This is a genomic window from Vibrio sp. 10N.222.52.B7 (assembly GCF_041474275.1).
GTDB lineage: Bacteria > Pseudomonadota > Gammaproteobacteria > Enterobacterales > Vibrionaceae > Vibrio > Vibrio crassostreae_C.
Genome location: NZ_JBFRTU010000573.1, coordinates 1 through 327, shown reverse-complemented (window position 1 = coordinate 327; position 327 = coordinate 1). Strand labels below are relative to the sequence as shown.

Annotated in this window: 1 protein-coding gene; it reads right to left on the bottom strand. The window is 49.8% G+C overall.

The features are described 5' to 3' along the window. On the bottom strand, positions 1-327 hold a 327-nt coding region (locus tag AB4512_RS24255), incomplete at both ends, for a putative manganese transporter (RefSeq protein ID WP_372176044.1).

The following is a 327-nucleotide window of genomic DNA, read 5'->3' as shown; positions in this document are numbered from 1 at the left end:
ATCGCAGGGAATAGCGCATCACCGTCATTAGAAATTGCGTTACCTACCTGAGCTGACAGTGGCAGAGCACCAGAAAGGTACAGGCTAGTGACCAGCAACTGCGGACCACACCCCGGTAGCAAGCCCATCAACACACCCGCCAGGGGGAGCATCATGCCCCAGCTTGAGAATAGCGTCGCAAAATCGACATTTGCTATCACAGAGCCAAACTCGAAGAAAAGAAAAGCAACCACCACCCATGCAGTAACGAAGTTAGTATCTTGAGCCGTTTTTTGTAGTGGATGAGAGCCTATACATTTCTCGTCTTCACTGACGGCTGATTTGTAA